Source organism: Streptomyces sp. NPDC090045 (assembly GCF_044747975.1).
Taxonomy (GTDB): Bacteria; Actinomycetota; Actinomycetes; order Streptomycetales; family Streptomycetaceae; genus Streptomyces.
Genome location: NZ_JBIVFA010000007.1, coordinates 233,529 through 253,118 on the forward strand (window position 1 = coordinate 233,529; position 19,590 = coordinate 253,118).

The 19,590-nt window shown below is 70.5% G+C and carries 16 protein-coding genes; 7 read left to right on the plus strand and 9 right to left on the minus strand.

Translation table 11 applies throughout. From position 1 onward, the window contains the following. The first annotated feature begins 31 nt into the window (after positions 1–31). Positions 32–2,869, plus strand: a complete 2,838-nt coding sequence (gene pglZ / locus ACIPYQ_RS20700) for a BREX-2 system phosphatase PglZ (protein WP_401253422.1) — start codon at positions 32–34, stop codon at positions 2,867–2,869. Positions 2,870–2,908: 39 nt separating this feature from the next. Here the strand turns inward: pglZ and ACIPYQ_RS20705 are convergent, their stop codons facing one another. Together ACIPYQ_RS20705 and ACIPYQ_RS20710 are read right to left on the minus strand one after the other, a co-directional pair. Next, positions 2,909–3,961, minus strand: a complete 1,053-nt coding sequence (locus ACIPYQ_RS20705; RefSeq protein WP_401253053.1) for a CBS domain-containing protein — start codon at positions 3,959–3,961, stop codon at positions 2,909–2,911. A gap of 1 nt (position 3,962) precedes the next feature. Next, positions 3,963–5,765 carry a DUF262 domain-containing protein gene (locus tag ACIPYQ_RS20710; RefSeq protein WP_401253055.1) on the minus strand — a complete coding sequence of 601 codons (1,803 nt, stop codon included), beginning with the start codon at positions 5,763–5,765 and terminating at the stop codon, positions 3,963–3,965. A gap of 183 nt (positions 5,766–5,948) precedes the next feature. Here ACIPYQ_RS20710 and brxD point away from each other — a divergent pair, with 183 nt between their 5' ends. Together brxD and ACIPYQ_RS20720 are read left to right on the plus strand one after the other, a co-directional pair. After that, positions 5,949–7,283 carry a BREX system ATP-binding protein BrxD gene (brxD, locus tag ACIPYQ_RS20715; protein WP_401253058.1) on the plus strand — a complete coding sequence of 445 codons (1,335 nt, stop codon included), beginning with the start codon at positions 5,949–5,951 and terminating at the stop codon, positions 7,281–7,283. Continuing rightward, complete coding sequence (locus ACIPYQ_RS20720; protein WP_401253061.1) at positions 7,280–9,421, plus strand: DEAD/DEAH box helicase; 2,142 nt, start codon at positions 7,280–7,282, stop codon at positions 9,419–9,421. The genes brxD and ACIPYQ_RS20720 overlap by 4 nt, the downstream gene beginning before the upstream one ends. Before the next feature lie 228 nt (positions 9,422–9,649). Here the strand turns inward: ACIPYQ_RS20720 and ACIPYQ_RS20725 are convergent, their stop codons facing one another. The 4 genes from ACIPYQ_RS20725 to ACIPYQ_RS20740 form a co-directional block, all read right to left on the minus strand. Then, entirely contained in the window at positions 9,650–10,216 is a 567-nt protein-coding gene (locus ACIPYQ_RS20725) for a hypothetical protein (RefSeq protein ID WP_401253063.1), read from the minus strand. Beyond that, entirely contained in the window at positions 10,209–11,438 is a 1,230-nt protein-coding gene (locus ACIPYQ_RS20730) for a hypothetical protein (RefSeq protein WP_401253066.1), read from the minus strand. Before ACIPYQ_RS20730 ends, ACIPYQ_RS20725 begins: the two co-directional genes overlap by 8 nt. Positions 11,439–11,505: 67 nt before the next feature. Continuing rightward, a complete protein-coding gene (locus ACIPYQ_RS20735) occupies positions 11,506–12,258 on the minus strand; it encodes an ATP-binding cassette domain-containing protein (protein ID WP_401253069.1) in 753 nt (250 codons plus the stop codon). Between the two features lie 117 nt (positions 12,259–12,375). Continuing rightward, positions 12,376–12,813 (minus strand): hypothetical protein, encoded by a 438-nt coding sequence (locus ACIPYQ_RS20740; RefSeq protein WP_401253072.1) that lies wholly within the window; start codon positions 12,811–12,813, stop codon positions 12,376–12,378. A 331-nt stretch (positions 12,814–13,144) separates the two neighbouring features. Between ACIPYQ_RS20740 and ACIPYQ_RS20745 the strand changes: the two genes are divergently transcribed. Together ACIPYQ_RS20745 and ACIPYQ_RS20750 are read left to right on the plus strand one after the other, a co-directional pair. After that, positions 13,145–14,128: an XdhC family protein gene (locus ACIPYQ_RS20745; RefSeq protein WP_401253075.1), complete on the plus strand. Its 984-nt coding sequence runs from the start codon at positions 13,145–13,147 to the stop codon at positions 14,126–14,128. A gap of 178 nt (positions 14,129–14,306) precedes the next feature. After that, complete coding sequence (locus ACIPYQ_RS20750; RefSeq protein ID WP_361754765.1) at positions 14,307–14,702, plus strand: DUF6479 family protein; 396 nt, start codon at positions 14,307–14,309, stop codon at positions 14,700–14,702. 59 nt (positions 14,703–14,761) lie between these two features. Here ACIPYQ_RS20750 and ACIPYQ_RS20755 read toward each other — a convergent pair whose 3' ends face one another. Beyond that, positions 14,762–15,664 (minus strand): ATP-dependent DNA ligase, encoded by a 903-nt coding sequence (locus ACIPYQ_RS20755; RefSeq protein ID WP_401253425.1) that lies wholly within the window; start codon positions 15,662–15,664, stop codon positions 14,762–14,764. After that, the gene (ligD, locus tag ACIPYQ_RS20760; protein ID WP_401253079.1) at positions 15,664–16,560 is read right to left on the minus strand and encodes a non-homologous end-joining DNA ligase; all 897 of its coding nucleotides are present in this window, start codon (positions 16,558–16,560) and stop codon (positions 15,664–15,666) included. The genes ACIPYQ_RS20755 and ligD overlap by 1 nt, the downstream gene beginning before the upstream one ends. 31 nt (positions 16,561–16,591) lie before the next feature. Between ligD and ACIPYQ_RS20765 the strand changes: the two genes are divergently transcribed. Then, entirely contained in the window at positions 16,592–17,698 is a 1,107-nt protein-coding gene (locus tag ACIPYQ_RS20765) for a Ku protein (RefSeq protein WP_401253082.1), read from the plus strand. Positions 17,699–17,947: 249 nt separating this feature from the next. Here the strand turns inward: ACIPYQ_RS20765 and ACIPYQ_RS20770 are convergent, their stop codons facing one another. After that, the gene (locus ACIPYQ_RS20770; RefSeq protein WP_401253085.1) at positions 17,948–18,754 is read right to left on the minus strand and encodes a nuclease-related domain-containing protein; all 807 of its coding nucleotides are present in this window, start codon (positions 18,752–18,754) and stop codon (positions 17,948–17,950) included. Between the two features lie 186 nt (positions 18,755–18,940). Between ACIPYQ_RS20770 and ACIPYQ_RS20775 the strand changes: the two genes are divergently transcribed. Next, a complete protein-coding gene (locus ACIPYQ_RS20775; RefSeq protein WP_401253088.1) occupies positions 18,941–19,573 on the plus strand; it encodes a hypothetical protein in 633 nt (210 codons plus the stop codon). Positions 19,574–19,590 lie beyond the last annotated feature (17 nt).

Consider the following 19,590-nt stretch of genomic DNA (forward strand, 5'->3'; position numbering starts at 1 on the left):
CAGCGCGGTACGCCTCAACAGCGCCACGATCATGCAGTACCTGGCCTCCCAGGCCAGCCGCCTCAAGCCCGGCAAGCGGCGGACGGTGCTGCTGCGGGCTGCAGCCGTGTGGGAGGGTCCGTCCGAGCTGACCTGGGGGGACGCCCGGAAGGCTGAGATCCGTATCGCACCCTCCGCGCTCGCCGTGTACGAGCTGGTACTCGGACACCTCGCGCCGGAAGCCACCGGCCCCGAGGTGCTCGTCGTACTGACCGACCGCGAAGAGGCCGAGCTCGGCCCCGACGCGCTGGCCAAAGTGCACCGGCAGCGGATCAACGCGGTCGACACCTGGGACGTCGTCCGCGAATCCTTCGCCGCCCGGGGCACGGACGTGCGGCTGCTCGAGGACAACTGGGCCGCGGAGTCCCTGCTGGACGCGACCCCGCCCGGCGGCTGGCCCGCCCTGGCCGGCGGCATGCTGTCCCGGCGCGGAGCGCTGACCGCCCTCGCCCTCCGCCGGCTCGGCATCGGCCGCTACGACCCCGACCTCGACGAGTCGGAAGCACGCGACGCCGACGACGTCCTGGACGTGCCGGCCCTGTTGAGCTGGTCCCTCGTACCCGGCGGTCCGGAGCGCTTCCTGGCACTGCGCGAACCCGAGCGGGACGGCCTGACCCGGTTCCTCGGCAGCGACGACCAGGCAGGCGAGGCCGGACAGGCGCTGTTCGCGCTCGTCAAGGCCGAACACGGCCCGGACGCGGTCGCCTTCGGTCTCCTGTGCGCGGCCCTCTGGGAGCACGCCGACCCGGATGCGGACGCCGATGTCTATCGGGCGCGCGGCCGTGCCGAGCGCTGGTTCGGCGAGGACTTCGAGGTACGCGGTGACGCCTTCGACTCTCTCGCCGAGAAGTTCGGGCGGGCTTGCGAGGCCTTCGTCTCCGGACTGCTGATCGCCGGTCGTACGGGCTCACCGGAAAGCGAGGGATCAGCGGCAACGGCACGCCGGCTGCACGGCATCGTCCTCGACCGCGCGGCAACCCTGGTCCAGCAGTTCGGCGCCGAGATGGCAGAGCGCAGGAGTCCGCTGCTGCGAGCCGGACTGGAAGCACGGTTCGCGGCGGTCGGCGAGGCCCTGCTCTCGGGTTCCCCGAAGCAGACGAGCGCTGCGCTGAAGACGCTCAACGCCCACCACCTGGCCCCTGGTACGGACGAACAGATCCGCATCGGCCGGGCGGAGATGGCGCTGCGGCTCACGCAGTGGCTGGCCACCGCTCCGGGCAGCGCGTCGCCGACCGTGCCCGCGGCACTCAGCCGTCACGTGACGGAGACCGGCTGGGTGGACATGGCGCTGGAACACGTCCAGGCCGGCGGGGATCCGGATCCGGTGCTGAAGTCCTCGTACGACCGACTGTGCGCGTCGGTACGCAGCGCGCGGCGCGAGATCGACCGGGAGTTCGCCGTCGCGCTGGCCGCGTGGACCGAGAGCGGCCGGGACCCCGGATCGATGCTCACCGTGGAGACGTTCCTGCCGCGGGTGGTGGCGCCCCTGGCGAAATCGGGCAAGCAGCGTGTCCTGCTGCTGGTACTCGACGGCATGAGCGTCGCGATCGCTGCCGAGCTGGGTGAAGAGCTGCGCCGGCACTGGGCCGAGTACGATCCGCTGCCCGGCACCGGCGACGAGCCCCAGCGCCGCGCGATGGCGGCCGCTCTTCCCACTATCACCGCGGTGTCCCGGACCTCGCTGTTCGCGGCCCGGCTGATGCGAGGCGCCCAGGCCCAGGAGAAACAGCTGTTCCCGACTCACCGGTTCTGGGGGGACAACAAGGCGGCGGTGTTCCACAAGGACGACCTGCGGGCCGACACCGGAGGCGAGTGGCTGGGGCCCGAGCTCCTCGATGCGCTTTCGAGCGAACGCACGCACGTGGCCGTCGTCCTCAACACGGTCGACGACAGGCTGTCGAGCGAGCAGAAACTGGGTGACGGCGCCTGGCGGCTTTCCGACATAGGAGCCCTGCGGGTCCTGCTGCGGCAGGCGGCCACCCAAGGCCGGGCCGTGCTCCTCACCAGCGACCACGGCCACGTCGTCGACCGGTACGGGGTCCGGGTCCACACTGCCGGTGCGGAATCTGCGCGGCATCGCACCCCTGGGGAGCCGGTGTCCGATGTCGAAGTGCGTCTGGCCGGTCCCAGGGTGGTGGCTCCGGAGCCGGGCGGCGAGATCGTCGCACTCTGGGATCCGGATGCACGCTACAGCGCTCAGCGGGCCGGATACCACGGCGGCGCGGCACTGGCCGAGTTCACGATTCCGGTGCTGGCGTTCCTGCCGTTCGGGGCGACCCCGCCCCAGGGCTGGCGGGAACTCGGCAACCAGCAGCCGCCCTGGTGGCATCTGGGCGCCCATGCCCCTGCACAGCAGCTGCCGGCGATGCTCGCCCCTGCCCAGGCAGCGGCGAGGAAGCCGGCCAAGCGCACCAAGGCAGAGGCTGAACTGGCCAAGAGCCACGACTCACTGTTCGACGTGGCGCCGGTGCCTGACACCACCGGCGAAGCCCTGTTCGGGGTCGCACCCATCTCCCCGGACGAAGCGCTGGTGAGCGCGCTGCTGGCATCCGAGATCTTCGGGTCCCAGGTGGAGATGCTGGCTCGCAAGCCGGATCTCGTACGGGTGGAGCAGGCCGTACGGGCGCTGATCGACGCGCGCGGCACGCTGCCGATGACAGCCCTGGCGCAACGGGTGAATCTGCCGGCCTCGCGCCGGGTCGAGGGCTTCGCAGCGGTGCTGCGTCAGCTGCTCAACTACGACGGTGTTCAGGTGCTGGAGACGCTGCCGGACGGGCGGACCCTGCGGCTGAGCACCGCGCGACTGCGGGAGCAGTTCGAGCTGGGGTGAGCGCGTGGGGTCGCCTGTGATCCGGCGACCCCACGCGCCTCAGATGTCCTGCACGTAGTGGCGGAGGAGCAGGCAGAACTTCTCCAGTTCGTCGTGCAGTTCGCCGGACAGCGGCTGCGGGTGGAAGTGTGCGACCTTGTTGCGGATGATGCGTACGCGATCGAGCTTTCGTACGAACTGGACCCGGTCCTCCCAGGGCCACTGAAGTGCGAGCCAGTTCTGATCGGCTTGGGGGCGGAGCGACTCCTTCCGCTGCTGGCCATCGAGAAGGATCACGTAGTCGCCGAACTGCAGGTCAGAAATCTGTCCGGTCTTGCGGTTGTTGGGCTGGATGGCGCGGATGGCATCGGGGCCGACAGCTTTCCCGAGGCATTTACGCAGCCGCATCTCAATCTCACCGATCAGGAAGAACGGCCTCGCGGTCGCCGCAAAGCGCTCTGTGATGTCCGCGGCCGTGACGATCCCGCGAATCGTTCCGTCGTTGCCGCGGATCAACGCATACCCCTGCTCACTGACCATCGGCAGCAGGGAGAAGAAGTCCTGGTTGTCTTGCGCAACAGCCCAGTGGGCAGGAGGCTCGGACGCATTAGCCACGGTCGGCGGCAGGCCGAACTCGTACATCCTGGCCACCGACCTCCAGGTGACCACTCCGTGCAGAATGTTCTGCCCCTCGATGATGGGCACCTGCGAGAAGTTGTTGTGCCGCATCAAGTGCGTGACGGTTTCGAGCGAAGCGCTGGGAGGCTGGGCCATCAGCCCGCCGCCGGGCGGGAGTACGTCGCCGATGCTCAGAGGACGCTGCGGCAGCAGGCCCTCCGCTGTGTCCTCAAGGTCGGCGTCGGCGTCCGACTCGTCACTGTCCTGGACCACGGTCACCGGGGTGCCCAAAGCCTGGACGAACACCTCGGCGTGATGGCCGCAGGTCGCGAAGTACGGGACGGTCGACAGGCCGGCCGCGTTCAGCGCCGCCTCGACAGCCAGCACGGTGGACGGGTCACGGCGGCGGGCACCGAACAGTGCGAGGAGATCCAGGACCGGAAGCTCCTTGCCCTTGAGGTCCCGGAGCTGCTGCTGGGAAGGGGTGCTGGGCATGTCAGTTCTCACCGCCCCAGCCACCGCGGAAGACCGTCCCCTTGCCCATCGCCTGCCGGACCAGGTCCAGCAGCTGCTTCGCCCGGTTCTCGTAGAACAGGTCGAAGTCCATTTTGTGCAGGGTGGCTGGGTCAATCAGGTGGGTGGCGATGACATCGTCGAACCACTCCTCACGCAGCCCGGATTCGAGCTGCAGTGCAGTGAGGTACGAAGCCGGCGGTCCGATCATGCTGCGGCTAGCCCGGAAGGACAACGGCGTCTTGTTGACGATGGAGTTGGTCTTCTTGCTGTGCTGGCCGGTCGCCCACGTCTTGGGGAAGATCTGCCTGACGTCGACGCTCTGAGCCACGATCTTGTCAGCGTTCAGCGGGGCTTCGGTGAAACACCAGTCCACCGCCCCCTGCTTGATCAGGAGCGCGTAAATGCCTTTGTAAGCAGCGCTGTTGCGCGTGGTGAGGGTGTCGAGTCGCTCGTTGAGGAACGCGGCCTCCCTGACCGTGTCTGGGATGACGCCCGGTTCCCGTCGGATCCACCCGACGAGCTGTTCCACATCCCGGGTCATGCGCCGCTCGATGGACGCGCCGTACATCTCGCCCAGGACGCCGTTCCAGTACCACTGGGCGATCTTCTCTTCGCCGTCCGCGGTATCCGTGCTTTCGCCGACGATGGCGCGTACGGCCGCCAGCGGCACGAGCTGCGGGCGGTACGGCAGATCGCCGCCCCGCACGATGCACTGGCCCTGCAGGAACGAGCCGACCCAGGCGAAGGCCTCGGCAATGCGCGGTGCCAGCCGCCGGAAGTCGGCCAGCGGCAGTTCCAGCAGGTCGCGTCGCTTGCAGGAGAGGGAGGAGCCCAGGCCGGCCTGCTTCCGCTCCCAGGTGCGCAGCAGTGCCACCGCCTGCAGGAAGTCGCTGCTGCTCAGGCCATCGTCCAGGCCTGCTTCGAGGTTGCCGAGCACCGGATGGCGCGAGGCGAGGTCCGTCTTGATCCGCAGCCATTCCGCGGGCAGTTGGTAGTAGTCGTTGAACTCGTCCACGTGAGCCTGGTCGCCTGCGTAGGTGGCGGTGAGCAGCTCGAACACGTTCAGCGGTACACCACCCGTGTTCACCCGCTCGAACACGGCGCAGACCGCACCCATGGTGGTCGTGGCCGGCAGGTTAATCATGGGAACGTTGAATGCCTGGACGTGATTGAGGACGAGGTCCTCGAACTGCGACCAGTGGTCCCAGTTGGAGCCGTCGAGCTGGACGTACGCCCGGTGCCACGCATTGACGCGTTTCGTGTCGAAGACCACGTTCAGCGGAAAGTACCCCGCCCGGCACTCCTTCTCCGTCGTACTCAGGTCTAGTACGCCGCGGCCGAGGCCGTCCGCCTTGAGGATGCGGTCCTCCGGGACGGAAACGATCGCCTCGTCACGCTCCGAGGGTGCACCGATCGCCTTGGCGATGTCGATGTAGTACCAGCGCTTCAGCGGCTTGTTGCGGTCGTCGACGGTCTCCACCGGCTGATCGCGGTAGAGCGCCTGGAAGAGCGAGGTGAGTCGCTGCTGCCCGTCCAGCAGGAGCAGATCGGGCATGCCCGAATCCTCGTTGGCGCCACTGAGCGGGCGGGTCCGGAATTGCGGTGCACCTCCCGTCTGCAGCGTCATCGCGACACCCAACGGGTAGTCGAGCGTCACCGTGGCGATGAGCGCTTTGATGCGCTCATCCTCCCATTTCCACTCGCGCTGAAAGTCCGGAAGCTGCAGGGCTCCGGACGCGATCTTCTTCAGAAGATCCTTGAGCGTAGGACTGTCGAGTGACACGCTGGCCTTCCCCCACCTGGTGCATTAGTCGTGCAGTTCGCAATTGCACCAACGTGATCACGCCACAGTCAACCGGCATTCCGGACTGCCTCAGGACGACAGTGAAGGATTCCAGCCACTCTCCCGCCACCCACTATGCGGGCTCCGTCCCCTGACCCTCGTGCCCAATGAAACACTGGTCAGGTGAGCACCGACCAGCCGATCCGCCCAGCCACTGTGAGCGCCGCCCGCCGCCGGGACGTCATCGACGCACTGCGCCGCGGCGCCGTACCCGAGAGCGGGCTCGACCTACTGGCGACCGGACTGGACCGGTTCGAGTCCGCCCTCGACGGCGAGCTCGAGGCCGTGTCCTCCGGCGCCTCGGTCTTCAAGGCGGTGCGCGGCGAGTATGGGTCCGGGAAGACCTTCTTCACCCGCTGGCTGGGCGAGCGGGCCAAGCGGCGCAATTTCGCAGTCGCCGAGATCCAGGTCTCCGAGACCGAGACTCCCCTGCACAAGCTGGAAACGGTGTACCGGCGGCTGACCGAGCGGCTGGCCACGCCTGGTTTCCCGCCCAGCGCCCTGCGCCCCGTCGTGGACGCGTGGTTCTACGCGCTCGAGGAGGACGCACTCGCCGCAGGTGTATCCGACGAGGCGCTCTCCGACGCGGTGAACCGGCTCACCACGGCGCGGCTCGCCGAGGTGTCCCGGCACGCGCCCTCCTTTGCCGCAGCACTGCGCGGCTATCGTCAGGCCCAGGACGAGGGCGACGAGGCCACCGCCGCTGCCGTGATGGCGTGGCTGGGCGGCCAGCCGCACGTTGCCGCATCTGCCCGCCGGGCGGCCGGCGTACGTGGCGACCTCGATCACTTCGGCGCATTCGGCTTCCTGCAAGGGCTGCTGACCGTGCTGCGCGATTCCGGCCACGCAGGGCTGTTCCTCGTATTGGACGAAGTGGAAACGCTCCAGCGGGTCCGCTCCGATGCCCGCGACAAGGCGCTCAACGCGCTGCGTCAGCTCATCGACGAGGTGCACTCGGGACGCTTCCCCGGTCTCTACCTCGTCATCACCGGCACTCCCGCCTTCTACGACGGCCAGCAGGGCGCGCAACGCCTGGCTCCCCTCGCCCAGCGGCTGGCCACAGACTTCACCACCGATCCCCGGTTCGACAACCCCCGCGCCGTGCAGCTCCGGCTGCCGGGCTTCACCCTGGAATCCCTGATCTCACTCGGGATCACCATCCGCGACCTGTACGCCGACGGCTCCACGGCGCCCGAGCGGATCGCCTCGAACGCCGACGACGCATACGTGGCTGACCTCGCCCGTGCGGTGGGGGGCTCGCTCGGCGGGAAGGTCGGCGTGGCTCCCCGGCTGTTCCTCAAGAAGCTCGTGGGCGATGTGCTGGACCGCATCGATCAGTTCGAGGACTTCGACCCGCGCAAGCACTACGCCCTCACCCTCAACGCATCGGAGATGAGCCCGGTGGAGCGCAACGCCGCGGCGGCCAGCGCCGACGATGTCGAGCTGGACCTGTCGTGACCAATGGCAGACAGGGCCACGACCCGCTGGATGCATTGCACTCCGGCCTTGTCCACCACATCGTCAACTCTCTAGGCTGGCCCGGCCTCCGGCCTCTCCAGGAGGAGTCGATCGCGCCACTCATGGAAGGCGCCGACGCCGTGCTGCTCGCGCCCACGGCCGGCGGAAAGACGGAGGCCGCGTCCTTTCCGCTGCTGTCCCGGATGGAGCTGGAGGGCTGGACCGGCACGTCAGTGCTGTATGTGTGCCCCCTCAAAGCGCTCCTGAACAATCTGCTGCCGCGGCTCGAGACCTACACCTCGTGGCTGGGACGGAGCGCTGCCCTCTGGCACGGAGACGTGGCCCAGTCACGACGCCGACGGATCCTGCGGGATCGTCCGGATGTCCTGCTGACCACCCCGGAGTCGCTCGAAGGGATGCTCGTCAGCGCGAACGTCGACCATCGGGCGTTCTTCTCGGGCCTCCAGGCGATCGTGGTCGACGAGGTGCACGCCTTCGCCGGCGATGACCGCGGCTGGCACCTGCTGGCCGTGCTGGAGCGGCTGGAGCGCGTCGTCGGGCGGCCGATCCAGCGCGTCGGCCTGTCGGCCACCGTGGGAAACCCCGAGGAGCTGTTGAGCTGGCTTCAGGGGTCGGCGTCCGGCAGACGGACTGCTCGGGTGGTTGCACCGCATCTCCGGGAGAAGACACCCGCATTGCCACCGCCCGGTGACGTGCAGCTCGACTACGTAGGGTCGCTGGCCAATGCCGCAACGGTCATCGCGGCGTTGCACCGAGGCGAGAAGCGGCTCGTGTTCTGCGAATCCCGGCGCCAGGTGGAGGAACTCGGATCCAGCCTGCGGGCAAAAGGGGTAACCACCTTCCTGTCCCATGCGTCACTGTCCGCAGACGAGCGGCGCCGCGCCGAAGAAGCCTTCGCCGAAGCACGCGACTGCGTGATCGTCTCCACCAGTACGCTGGAGCTCGGCATCGACGTCGGAGACCTGGACCGGGTCATCCAGATCGACGCCCCCGGCTCGGTGGCCTCCTTCCTGCAGCGCATAGGCCGTACCGGCCGTCGGCCCGGATCCTCGCGCAACTGCCTCTTCCTCGCGACCGACGGAAGCGGACTGCTGTCCGCAGCCGCCCTGCTGCTCCTGTGGAGCCGCGGCTGGGTCGAGCCGGTCACAGCGCCCCCCGAGCCCCGGCACATCGCCGCACAACAGATGCTCGCCCTGTGCTTGCAGGAGCATCGCATCGGCGACCGGCTGTGGCAGGAATGGTGGGGCGGACTCGGCCCCTTCGGTCCGTCCGCCGAACCGATCGTGCGCCACCTGGTCTCCGAGGGCTACCTCGACCAGGACGGAGGCATGCTCTTCATCGGCCCGGAGGCGGAAAAGCGGTTCGGATACCGGCACTTCATGGACCTCACTGCCGTCTTCACGGCGGCTCCCGAGTTCACCGTGATGTCCGGCCGCACAGAGATCGGTACGACGGACCCTGCACTCCTGACCGAGGAGGTCGTAGGCCCCAGGCGGCTCCTGCTGGCGGGGCGCAGCTGGCAGGTGACCTACATCGACTGGGCCCGGCGCCGGTGCTTCGTCGAACCGGTGGAAAGCGGCGGACGCGCCCGTTGGGGCGGCGTGGGCCTCGTGCGGGCGAGCTCGTACGAGCTGACACGCGCTGCCCGTGAGGTCGTACTCGGTACGACGCCCCCTGTCGCACTCACGCGACGTGCTGAGAGCGCCTTGTCGCAAGCCCGGGAGGAGGGGGCTGAGCTGGTTCACGCCGACGGGACTGTGATCGTGCGCGGCGGCAAGGACACCAGCGTGCGCTGGTGGACTTGGGCTGGCTACCGCGCCAACGTCACGCTGGCTGCAACGTTGTCCTCTGTCGCGGATCCGCTTCAGCGCCCCACCGGGACCTACCTCCGCCTACGTGAGGATGTCACCGCAGAGGAATGGCGAAAGGTGGCAGCCGAAGCCGCCGAGCACTTGTGTCTACCCTCCGTGGACCCTCGAGCGCTGTCAGGTCTGAAATTCAATGCCGCTCTGCCGGTGCGGCTCGCCGAGTCGACGTTGGCAGCCCGCCTGGCCAACCTCGACGGAGCGCTGGCAACGCTGCGCGAGCCCACACGGTTCACTAGGTTCGACGCCTGACTTTCGGCCGATGCAAAGGGGGCGCTTCGGATCGTCGATAGGCCCGCTCACGGACCAGGAGGCAGCGGCATTTTTCCCTCCGCTGCTTCGTCGTATGACCTCCATAGACAGGGACGCCGCGGGTGGGTTCGTCGTACTGGGGGTGAGCCTGGTCCGGGGTGGAGAGGCGGTGTCGGCCGCGTTCACCGAGGAGGTACGAGCCTGGTGCACGGTCTTCCTGTCGGACGGTCAGAGGCGGGGGCCGCGGAGGAGGTACGTCGTGAGGGCCGTTGTCGTGATGAGCACGGTGATGATCCACGCGTAGGAAACCGTGCCCGGGAGTAGGAGGAGGGACCAGGGTTCCACGTGGGCCTGGGGCTGGGTTCCGATCAGCCACATGATCATCGGAACGGCCACCGGGGGCATCCAGGCTGCCGCCGGCGGGAGGAGACAGGAGCCGTAGAAGGCCAGGCCGGTGAGGAGGAGCGTGTTCCGGAAGGCGACGGCCGGGTCGTTGGTTGCGCCGGTGAGGGCGAGGGCCGCTGCGAGGGCGAGGACCACTGCTGTGGTCGTCGCCCGGAGGCGGGCCGCCGTCGGGGTGATGCGTTCCTGTACCTCGGCCGCCGTGGCGAGGACGGAGGGCAGGAAGGCCGCGTAGAGCGCTGGGACCATCGGCCAGAGGGCGCCTTGCACGCCGTCTCGGGCCGGTACGTCGTACAGGCGCAGTGGGGTCGCGACCCAGAGCAGCGCGCACAGAACGGCCACGAGCGTCTGACGGCCGAGGCACCAGCGGCGGGCGTAGAGGAGGCTAGCCATCACAGGCGACCAGGCCCTGGAACGCGGCGCGCGCTACGGAGATCCGCTCGGGGGTGGTCCCAGAGGTGAGTCGACGGTCCAGGGCAGGGTCCTCATACGGGGCAACGCCTACGGCTTCGGCGAGCCAGTACCGGGCGTTGACGTGATTGCGTTCCATGACGCTGCCGGGCTCGATGGTGCAGTCGGAGCCGTAGTAGGTACCCAGGAACATGTCGAGCAGAAGTTCGCGGTCGCCCGTGACGGTGTCCGGGGAGAGCTGACCGGTGTTCGTCGTACTGCGCAGGGCGTCCTGGCGGAATGAGGCCGGGGCGGGGAGGTTCAGTTGCGCCATGGCCTGCACCAGGGGGGTGAGGCCGGCGCGGAGGTGGGGCTCGTACGAGCTGTAACCACGGCCGAGACAGATCTCGGGGTGGGTGCCGTGGCAGCGGACATCGCCCGGGCGGGCTTCGAGGTACAGAGGGTCGGCCGAAGCGAGGTGGCCTGCCGAGAATGCGCACAGCACGGCGGTGGCTGCTGCGGCTAGGAAGTGTCGCGGGCGTAGGCGGTGGAGGGCAGCGCTCCAGGCTCCGACGAGGAGCGCAAGGAGAGTGGCGGCCACGTAGAACGCGACCTGGGACGTCTGGGTGTCGGCCTTGGGCCTCAGCCCGACGAGCGAGCTGGTGGCTCCGCCGACCATCACGAACTCAGAGAGGTCGCCCGCGTACAGCAGGAGGAAGGCGAGGAACACGACGATCGCCGCCACCGGAGCCGCTACCTTGCCGCCGTCACCAGCAAGCCAGCCTGCCGTGAGGCCAACGGCGCAGGCGAGACCGAGGAGGGCGAGCGCGGGGAGAGGGGTGAGGAGTTCGGGGAGGCCGAGGGTGGGTGGGGTGCCACCCCAGGCCACCCGTCCGAGGACCAGGGCCAGCCCGAGGAGGAAGGCCCCGGAGGACCAGGCGAGAAGTGCCGCCCAAGCTGCCGCCAACATCGCAAGGGGGCGGTGGTGAGCGGAGAGGAAGGCGTCGGCTCGGGAGAGTCGATGGCCTTCCCAAGCGGCCACGCCCGCAAGCAGCGGGCCGAGCAACATCACGGTGAAGTTGTACTGATACACCGCCCACATGGGCTCGTACCGCCAGGCCATCGGGCGCAGGAGGGTGTTGAGGACCACGAGGAGAAGGAAGAAGGGGAAAGCGGTGCGGCCGAGCGACCGGCGCATGTGAAGAAGGGGAGCACTGGTGGTCATCGGGCACCTCCGCCGACGCGGTCGAGCACAGGCTGTTCCACAGGGCGACTTCCTGTGACAGTGCGGTTCAACGGCCACCGCCCTCAGCGCCCTCGGCAGAGCCACCGCCGCCGCTCAGGTTGCGTAGGGCCTGTTCCACCGAGCGGGCCGTCGCAGTGGTGGCACCCGCGTCGGCCCGAGCCATGAGTTGCGTGGGGGTGCCGTCGAAGACGATCCGGCCCTCGCGCAGTGAGACGATCCGGTCGGCCAACAGCTCGATGTCCTCCGTGTGGTGCGTGCTCAGGACGACGCAGCGGGTGCGGCCCATGCGGGCCAGGTACGCGCGCAGCTCGATGCGGTGTTCCACGTCGATGCCAGTCGTGGGCTCGTCCAGGAGGAGGACTGCGGGTTCGTGGACCACTGCCTGGGCGATGTGGGCACGCTGGCGGTTGCCTCCGGAGAGGCTGCGCAGACAGGCGTCGGCGACGTCGGTGAGGTTCAGGTCCTCGACCACGTGCTGGATGGCCTGCGCGCGCCGGCTTCGGGGCACACCGCGCAGCCACGCCGCATAGGTCACTGCTTCCCGGACGGTGAAGTGGCCTGGGAAGTCGGGTGCTTGGGGGAGGTATCCGACGGCCTCGCGGTGACGGCGGAGGCTCGTGCGCCGGTTCGGTCCCTGGTCGCCGAGGGACACCGACCCGGACGTCGGTCGCAGGAGGAGTGCGCAGGCCTTGAGGAAGGTCGTTTTGCCCGACCCGTTGGAACCGGTGAGGGCGGTGATGCCGGAGTGGAAAGAGAGCTCCGGGATGTCGAGGGCGGTCCTGGTCCGGTAGCGGACCACGAGACCGCGGACATCGAGCCGTGGGGCACCATCGCCATAGTCGGGGACAGGATCGACTTCGTCCGGCGTCCGGTCTCCACGCCGAGGAGGGTTGATCATCGAGATGTCCTCGGTGTCTCAGTAGTCGAACGTGGGGAGTGCCTGTGCCGAACAGGTATCGGGAATCGGCCAGCCGAGCTGCACGCAGGCCCGGGTGCCGCCTCGGACGGATTTCGCAGTGGCTTGGAGTGGGTGCTTCAGGTAGTGGGTGACGTAGTACGTGTGGTTGTGCTCGGGCGTGTTCAGCTGGTGAACCTCGGCACCGTTCTCGAAGTACCAGTTCCCCGTCGTGTAGACCGTGTTGCCGTCCGCAGCTAGGTCCTTCGACATGACCTTGTTCTTCGCGTTGATGTGTCGATCGTTGCGGAAGTCGCCGTACGCCGTCGCGCGGGGCTTGCCGTCGTAGGACACGGTGATGCTCCCCCAGCCCACGGCTGACGCGGAACCCGCCGTGACCGTGACGAGGAGGACCCCGCCGGCGGTCAGGGCAGCCGTTCGAGGGGTGGTGCGGAGCATGAACACACCTTTCGGAGCAGGGGTTTTGGGATGCCCGAGCATGCCATGCGGTATGTAGCCGTTTAGCCCAGATGGGACACCAAAGCCCCGATCAGCCCCGAACGGGTGACGCGAGCGTCAACGGGAGGGCGGACGTCGCGCCGCGTGAATTCACCGGGCCGGTGCGGACTGGAGGATTTCCGGTGGTCTGTACGAGGGAGGTGGGGCGGGGTCTGTGGGTTTGGGGGGTGGGTAGGGGTGAGGGGCGTGCTTAGGGTGGTTCTGAGGCCGCATAGTGCCGTTGACCTGGCGCTTTGCGGGGAGTGAGCTCGGAGTGGATGGGGCGGCACAGATGCGTGAGCTGGTGGAGACGGCGCGGCAGTGGGTGGCCGAGGGGCGGGCGGGGTATCTGGCCCGGCCCGTGACCGAGCAGGGGTTCGGGCCGCGGGATCCGGCCGGGGCCGTGCTCGTCGATGCGCGGGGGGAGTGTGTCGGCGCCCTGTACCGGGGGGTCTTCGACGCCGAGCTGATCGCCGAGGCCGGGGCCATGCGGCCCGGGGACACCGCGCGGGTGTGCGAGGTGTCCGTGCGCCTGGCCGAGGCCGTGGAGGCGAAGCTGACCTGCGGCGGGCAGGCCGAAGTGCTGCTCCAGCCGCTCTCGGCGATCCCGGCCGAGTGGTGGGAGCTGCTCGGCGAGGGGGTCGGGGTGGCGTTGGTGACCCGGCTGAACGAGGCTGCCGACCAGGCCTCCAGTGAGGTCGTACGGGCCACCGACGTACCGCACGACGACGCCGGGCGGCGGGCCGGCGAGCTGCTGGCCGTCCGGCGGCCCGGGCGGGACGCGCTGTACGGGCAGTCCGGGCTGGTGCTGGTCGAGGCGCATCCGTCGGCCCCGTACGTGCTGATCGGCGGCAGCGGCGAGCTGGCCGAGATCATCGAGCGGCAGGCGCTGCTGCTGGGCTGGGAGGCCGCGCTGGTCACCGGCCGGGAGGAGGCGGCCGGTCTGATCGAGGCGCGCCGGGACGCGGCGTGCGTGGTGATGCTGAGCCACGACGAGGAGTTCGACGTGCCGACGCTGCGGGCCGCGCTGGCGGCGGGGGTTCCGTACATCGGGGCGCTCGGGTCGAGGCGCACGACGGCGCGGCGGCGGGAGGGGCTGGTCTCCGCGGGGGTGAGCGAGGCCCAGCTGGCCCGCGTGCACGGGCCGATCGGCCTGGACCTCGGCGCCCGCACCCCGGCCGAGACGGCGCTGGCGATCTGCGCCGAGATCCTGGGCGTGCTGGGGGCCCGCAAGGCGGGGGCACTGCGGGATGCCGCTGGGCCCATCAACTCGTAGGACCACTCCAGGATCCGCCGCCGGAGTGGCCCTGGAGCGGCCTCTGGGGTCGCCTCCGGAGCCGCCCTTCGGTCCGTGCCTGGGTCCGCGCCTTCCCCGGCGGTGCGCGCCCCGGATGCCGTACGGCATCCGGGGCGGAAATGCGCGGATCTGGATGAAGTGAGTGAAACTGGGCAGCATGGACACGATCCTGAGCGTGGACGCGATCCTCCTCAACATCGCGTGGTTCCTGTTCGTCGGGCTGGTCGTCGTCGCCATGCTGCTCGGCGGATTCAAGCTGGGCCAGCGGGTGCGGGCGAAGGAACCGCCGCCGCCCACCACGGAGGAACAGCCGCACCTGCCCAACGGCGGCGCGGTCTACGAGGTCCGTGAGGAGCGGGATCCGGTGGAGATCCCCGAGGGCGGCCTGAGGCCGCACGAAATGCAGGGCTACGGAAACTTCGGCTCCACGACCTCCAGCCATCCCGACGATGTCAGGAAGGAACGCGAGTCCGGGTACGAGCAGCCCGAGGGACCGGGCCCGCACCCGCAGCCGGGGTCTCCCCCGGACGCGGGACGTGGAGCGCACGCCTGATCCGGCGATTCGGCAGTCCGAAAATCCGGCCGTCCTCTGGCCCGCGCCTCCCGCGCGGGTCAGAGGTCTGACCGCAGCCGGAGCACTTCCGGTGGCGGGTGCCGGGTCGAGGTGTGCCGGACCTCCGCCGTGAGCGGCGGGTCGAGCGGCCGGAAGGGGACCTCCCCGAGCCCGATCGCCGTCACCGTGGCCAGAGCCGGGGCGGTCGGGGTGGCCGGGGCCGCCGCCGCCCGCGAGGCCAGCTCCGCCGCCACCTCCGCGCGCAGCGCCGCCGTCAGCGGGCTCGACACCAGCGGGGTCTCGTCCCCGACCGGCAGCACGAGCACCAGGGCGAGCGGCCGGCGCGGGGTTCCGGTGTAGCCGACCACCGCCGCGTCGCGGACGTCCGTGTGCCGGAGCTTCTGCCAGCCGCGCCGCCCGGCCGGGTAGGCCTGGTCCAGCCGCTTCACGACGAGGCCCTCGATCCCGCTGGCGGGCAGGGTCTCGTACCAGGTGGCGGCCAGTTCCGGGTCGGTCGTCATCGGCACCGGCTGCAGCGGCGGCCCGAGCGGCAGGAGCAGGTCGACGAGGAGCGCCCGGCGGCGCTCGTACGGGCGTGCGCGCAGGTCGAGCCCGGCCAGCTCCAGCACGTCGAAGGCGGCGTACGAGGCCGGCAGGCTCTGGGCGAGTACGGCGGCCCGCGCGGGCGTGGCGGCCGCCCGCCGCTGGACGAGGGCGAAATCCGTGCGGCCGGCGTGCCAGACCACCACCTCGCCGTCGAGGACCGTCGCGGCGGGCAACAGCAGCGCGGCCGCGGCCAGGTCGGGGAAGGCGCTGGTCACGATGCGGCCGGAGCGCGCCTGGAGGACCACGTCCTCGGCCGTGCGCACGATCACCAGCCGGTGGCCGTCGAACTTCGGCTCGTACGCCAGGCCCGCCGCGCGCGGCAGGGTGCGTACGGCGGCGGCCAGCGCGACGCGGATCACGGCCGGCCCCCGGGCAGTCTCCCGGCCCGGTCCGGGTCGGTCAGCGGGGCGAAGAGGTCCCCGTCGCGCTCCAGCCGCGGCGCGATGTCGTCGGCGAGGAAGACCAGCCCGGCGGGGGTCCGGCAGGCCTCGACCTCCTCCCAGGACACGGGCGCCGACACGGTCGGCCGGGCCCGCGCGCGCAGGGTGTAGGGGGCGGCGGTGGTCTTGGCGGCGGCGTTCTGGCTGTGGTCGACGAAGACCTTGCCGGGGCGCAGGGCCTTGGCCATGCGGTGCACGACCAGGTCGGGGAGCTCGCGCTCGGCCTCCTGGGCGAGCTGCTTCGCGTACGCCGACACCTGCGCGGACGGGGTCGGCTCCAGCGGGACGGCCAGGTGCATGCCCTTGGAGCCGGAGGTCTTGGCGTAGGCGTGCAGGCCGTCGGCGGCGAGCCGTTCGCGCAGCCAGAGCGCGGCGGCGCAGCACTCGACGACGGTGGCGGGCGCGCCGGGGTCGAGGTCGAGGACCATCCGGTCGGCGACCGCGGGGCTGCCGGCGGGCCACTGGGGGGTGTGGAGCTCCACGACGAGGTTGGCGGCCCACATGAGGGAGGGCAGGTCGGCGATGACCACCTGCTCGGCGGACAGGTCGTCGGAGCGGGGCACGGGCGTGGTCTTCACCCAGATGGGTGTGCCGGGCGGCGGATTCTTGGTGAAGAAGAGCTGGCCGTCCGGTCCGTCGGGATAGCGCAGGAAGGACACCGGCCGGTCGTGGACGTGGGCGAGGAGCGGGCCCGCGACGGTGGCGTAGTAGTGGAGCACCTCGCCCTTGGTGAAGCCGGTCTCCGGGTACAGGACCTTGTCGAGATTGCTGAGCGCGATGCGACGGCCCTCCACCATGGTGATCGGCGTCATACGATGAGACTGCCACGAATCAGGAGGAACCGTGCGATCCATATGGAACGGGGCGATCTCCTTCGGCCTGGTCAGCATTCCGATCAAGCTCGTGAACGCCACCGAGAGCCACTCGATCTCCTTCCGCCAGATCCACCTCGGCGACGGCGGGCGGATCCGCTACCGCAAGGTGTGCGAGCTGGACGGCGAGGAGGTGCCGGGCGCCGAGATCGGCAAGGGGTACGAGGAGGCCGACGGGTCGGTCATCCCGATCACGGACGAGGACCTGGCGCAGCTGCCGCTGGCGACCGCGAAGACGATCGAGATCATGTCATTCGTACCCGCCGAGGAGATCGATCCGCTGCAGATGGACGCGGCGTACTACCTCGCGGCGAACGGGGCGACGGCGGCGAAGCCGTACACGCTCCTGCGGGAGGCGCTGAAGCGGAGCCGGAAGGTCGCGATCGCCAAGTACGCGCTGCGGGGGCGGGAGCGGCTGGGCATGCTGCGGGTCGTCGACGACGTGATCGCGATGCACGGGCTGCTGTGGCCGGACGAGATCCGGGCGCCGGAAGGGGTGGCGCCGGAGGTCACCGTGTCGGTGCGGGAGGCCGAACTCGACCTGGCGGACGCGCTGATGGCGACGCTGGGCGAGGTGGACATGGACTCGCTGCACGACGACTACCGCGAGGCGGTCGAGGCGATGATCGCGGCGAAGGCGGGGGGCGCGTTCGAGCCGACGGAGGCTGTGGTGGAGCCGGCCGGGGGGCAGGTGATCGACCTGATGGCGGCGTTGGAGAAGAGCGTGCGGGCGGCGAAGGCTTCCCGGGGGGAGGCGGGTGCCGGGGCCGAGGCTGGGGCCGGGGCCGGGGCCGGGGCCGGGGCCGAGGTGACGCCGATACGGAGCAAGGCGCGGGCGGGGGGTACGGGCGCGGCTGCGCCGAAGGCGGTGGGCGGGAAGAAGTCGACGGCGGCTTCGGCGAAGAAGACTGCGGCGGCGGCCGCGGCCGGGACGAAGAAGAAGGCGACCACGGGCAAGGCGGCGGGCAAGTCGGCTTCGGGCAAGACGGCTTCGGGTGCGGGTGGGTCCGCGACTGCGAAGAAGACGGGGGCGGCCGCGAAGAAGGCGGCGACGCCGCGGAAGCGGTCCTCGGCCTGAGGGGTGCGGGCCGGAGCCTGCGGCGCTTTGCTTCCCCTACCCGCCCCTTCCCGCAACTGGGGCTCCGCCCCAGACCCCGCGCCTCAAACGCCGGCGGGGCTGGTCTTGTGCGGCCCCGCCGGATCGCGCGGCCCCGGCAGGGGGCGCCTCAAACGCCGGCGGGGCTGGATTTGTGCGGCGCCGCTGATCGTGCGGCCCCGCGGGGGGCTGGATTTGTGCGGCCCAGCTGGATCGTGCGGCCCTGGTGGTTCAGGGGTTGGCGGTGAGCCAGGTGTTTGTGTTGCGGGCCTGGGTGAAGAGGGTTTCTATTTCTGGGGGTTTGAGGGTGGTGGGGGATCCCGTGAGGTCCGGGGTCGCCGTGGGGGGATGGAGGATGCGGATGTCGCGGACCGTGGGGGCCTTGTCGATGCGGGAGGCGTCGACGAGGGCCAGGGCCGGGGTGACCCGGGCGGTCAGGGCCTGGGAGGCGCGGGCCGCCGCGCGACGGATCCAGCGGGGGTCCGGGCGGGGTTCCGTGCGGCCCACCGTGAGCAGGAGGTCGCCGATCACCGCGCGCTGGCGCCGGCCCGGGATCGTACGCACGCAGAAGATCCCGGCCGGGCCGATGAGCAGGTGGTCGATGCTGCCGAGGCCCGGGAGCGGAACGCAGTGCAGGGTCCGCCAGCCGTCCGGCTCCAGGGCGTCGAAGGCGTCGCCCATCCGCTGCTGCGCGGCGAGGTCCTGGCGCAGCCGGTGCCGGGTGCGGGTGCCCGCCGAGCCGTGTTCCAGCTCGCCCAGCAGGGTCTCGCCGGGGCGGTTGGGGGCCAGGTCCGCGTCCGGCGGGAGGGCGAGGCGCCGCAGGTCGGCCGCCGTGGGGACCGGGGGCGGGCCGATCGAGACGGTCCCGCTCAGATAGGGGCGCAGCACCGCCAGGATCGCCTCGCGGTGGTCGTCCGCGAGCACGCTGATCCGGTTGGCCTGCCGGTCGTACCAGGCAACCGCCTGCCCGTCGGGCAGGTTGACGTACAGCCGGCCGCGGCCGGGCCGGCCGCTCGGCAGTACCTTGAGTCCGCGCATCGCCCTCACCCCCCGCCGTCCATGGGAGCAGCCGGAACGCCGCACCACAATCCCTCGGTTGTGTAACGACTCCGACGGAACGTTGCGACTTCGCTGTTACACGTCCGGGGCTCGGCCGCAACGGCCGCCGCCTACGTTGGTCACACCTGGACGCGCCAGGTCCCGACCAGCACCGAAGGGCTTCCCGTGAGCACCGTCAGCCGCCGCACCCTCGTTCGCGCCTCCGCCGTGACCGCATGTGCCGCGAGCCTGCTGGCGCTGCCCACCGCCGCCGCGCTGGCCGAAGGGGTGCCGGCGGCCTCGTCCGCGCACTCCGCGGCCCCGCCGCGGACCCTGGTCAAGAGCCTGACCCTCGCGGACGACGCGTCCACGGCGAGGGTCTACCGCATCGCCAAGGGCGCGTACCAGGCCGAGATCCTGACCGCCGACGGCGCCAGGGCGGCCACGCTCACCAGCCGTGACGGGGTCACCGACTTCGCCGCGGCCGGGGACCTGCACGCCGCGCTGGACTCCACCGGGCGGCTGACCTCCTGGGTCGGCGACAACGCCGCGCCGGGCGGTGGGCACGCCGTCGCGGGCGACGGGCACAAGACCGGTACGCGCAGCGGGCACGCGCTCCCCGCCTCGGCTCCGCAGCAGCCGTCCACGGACCGCCTCCGGGACCTCGCTTCCCGGCCCGCCGACGCGCCGCGCCTGAGTACGCTGGCCGACGGTCCGGGCGAGGGCGTGCTGCTGCTCGCGGCCGGCGGCGGGATCGCGGCCGTCGGCGCCGCCGGGCTCGGCTTCGCGATGCTGCGCCGCGGGCGCACGGACAGCTGACATCTCAAAAGGGGCGT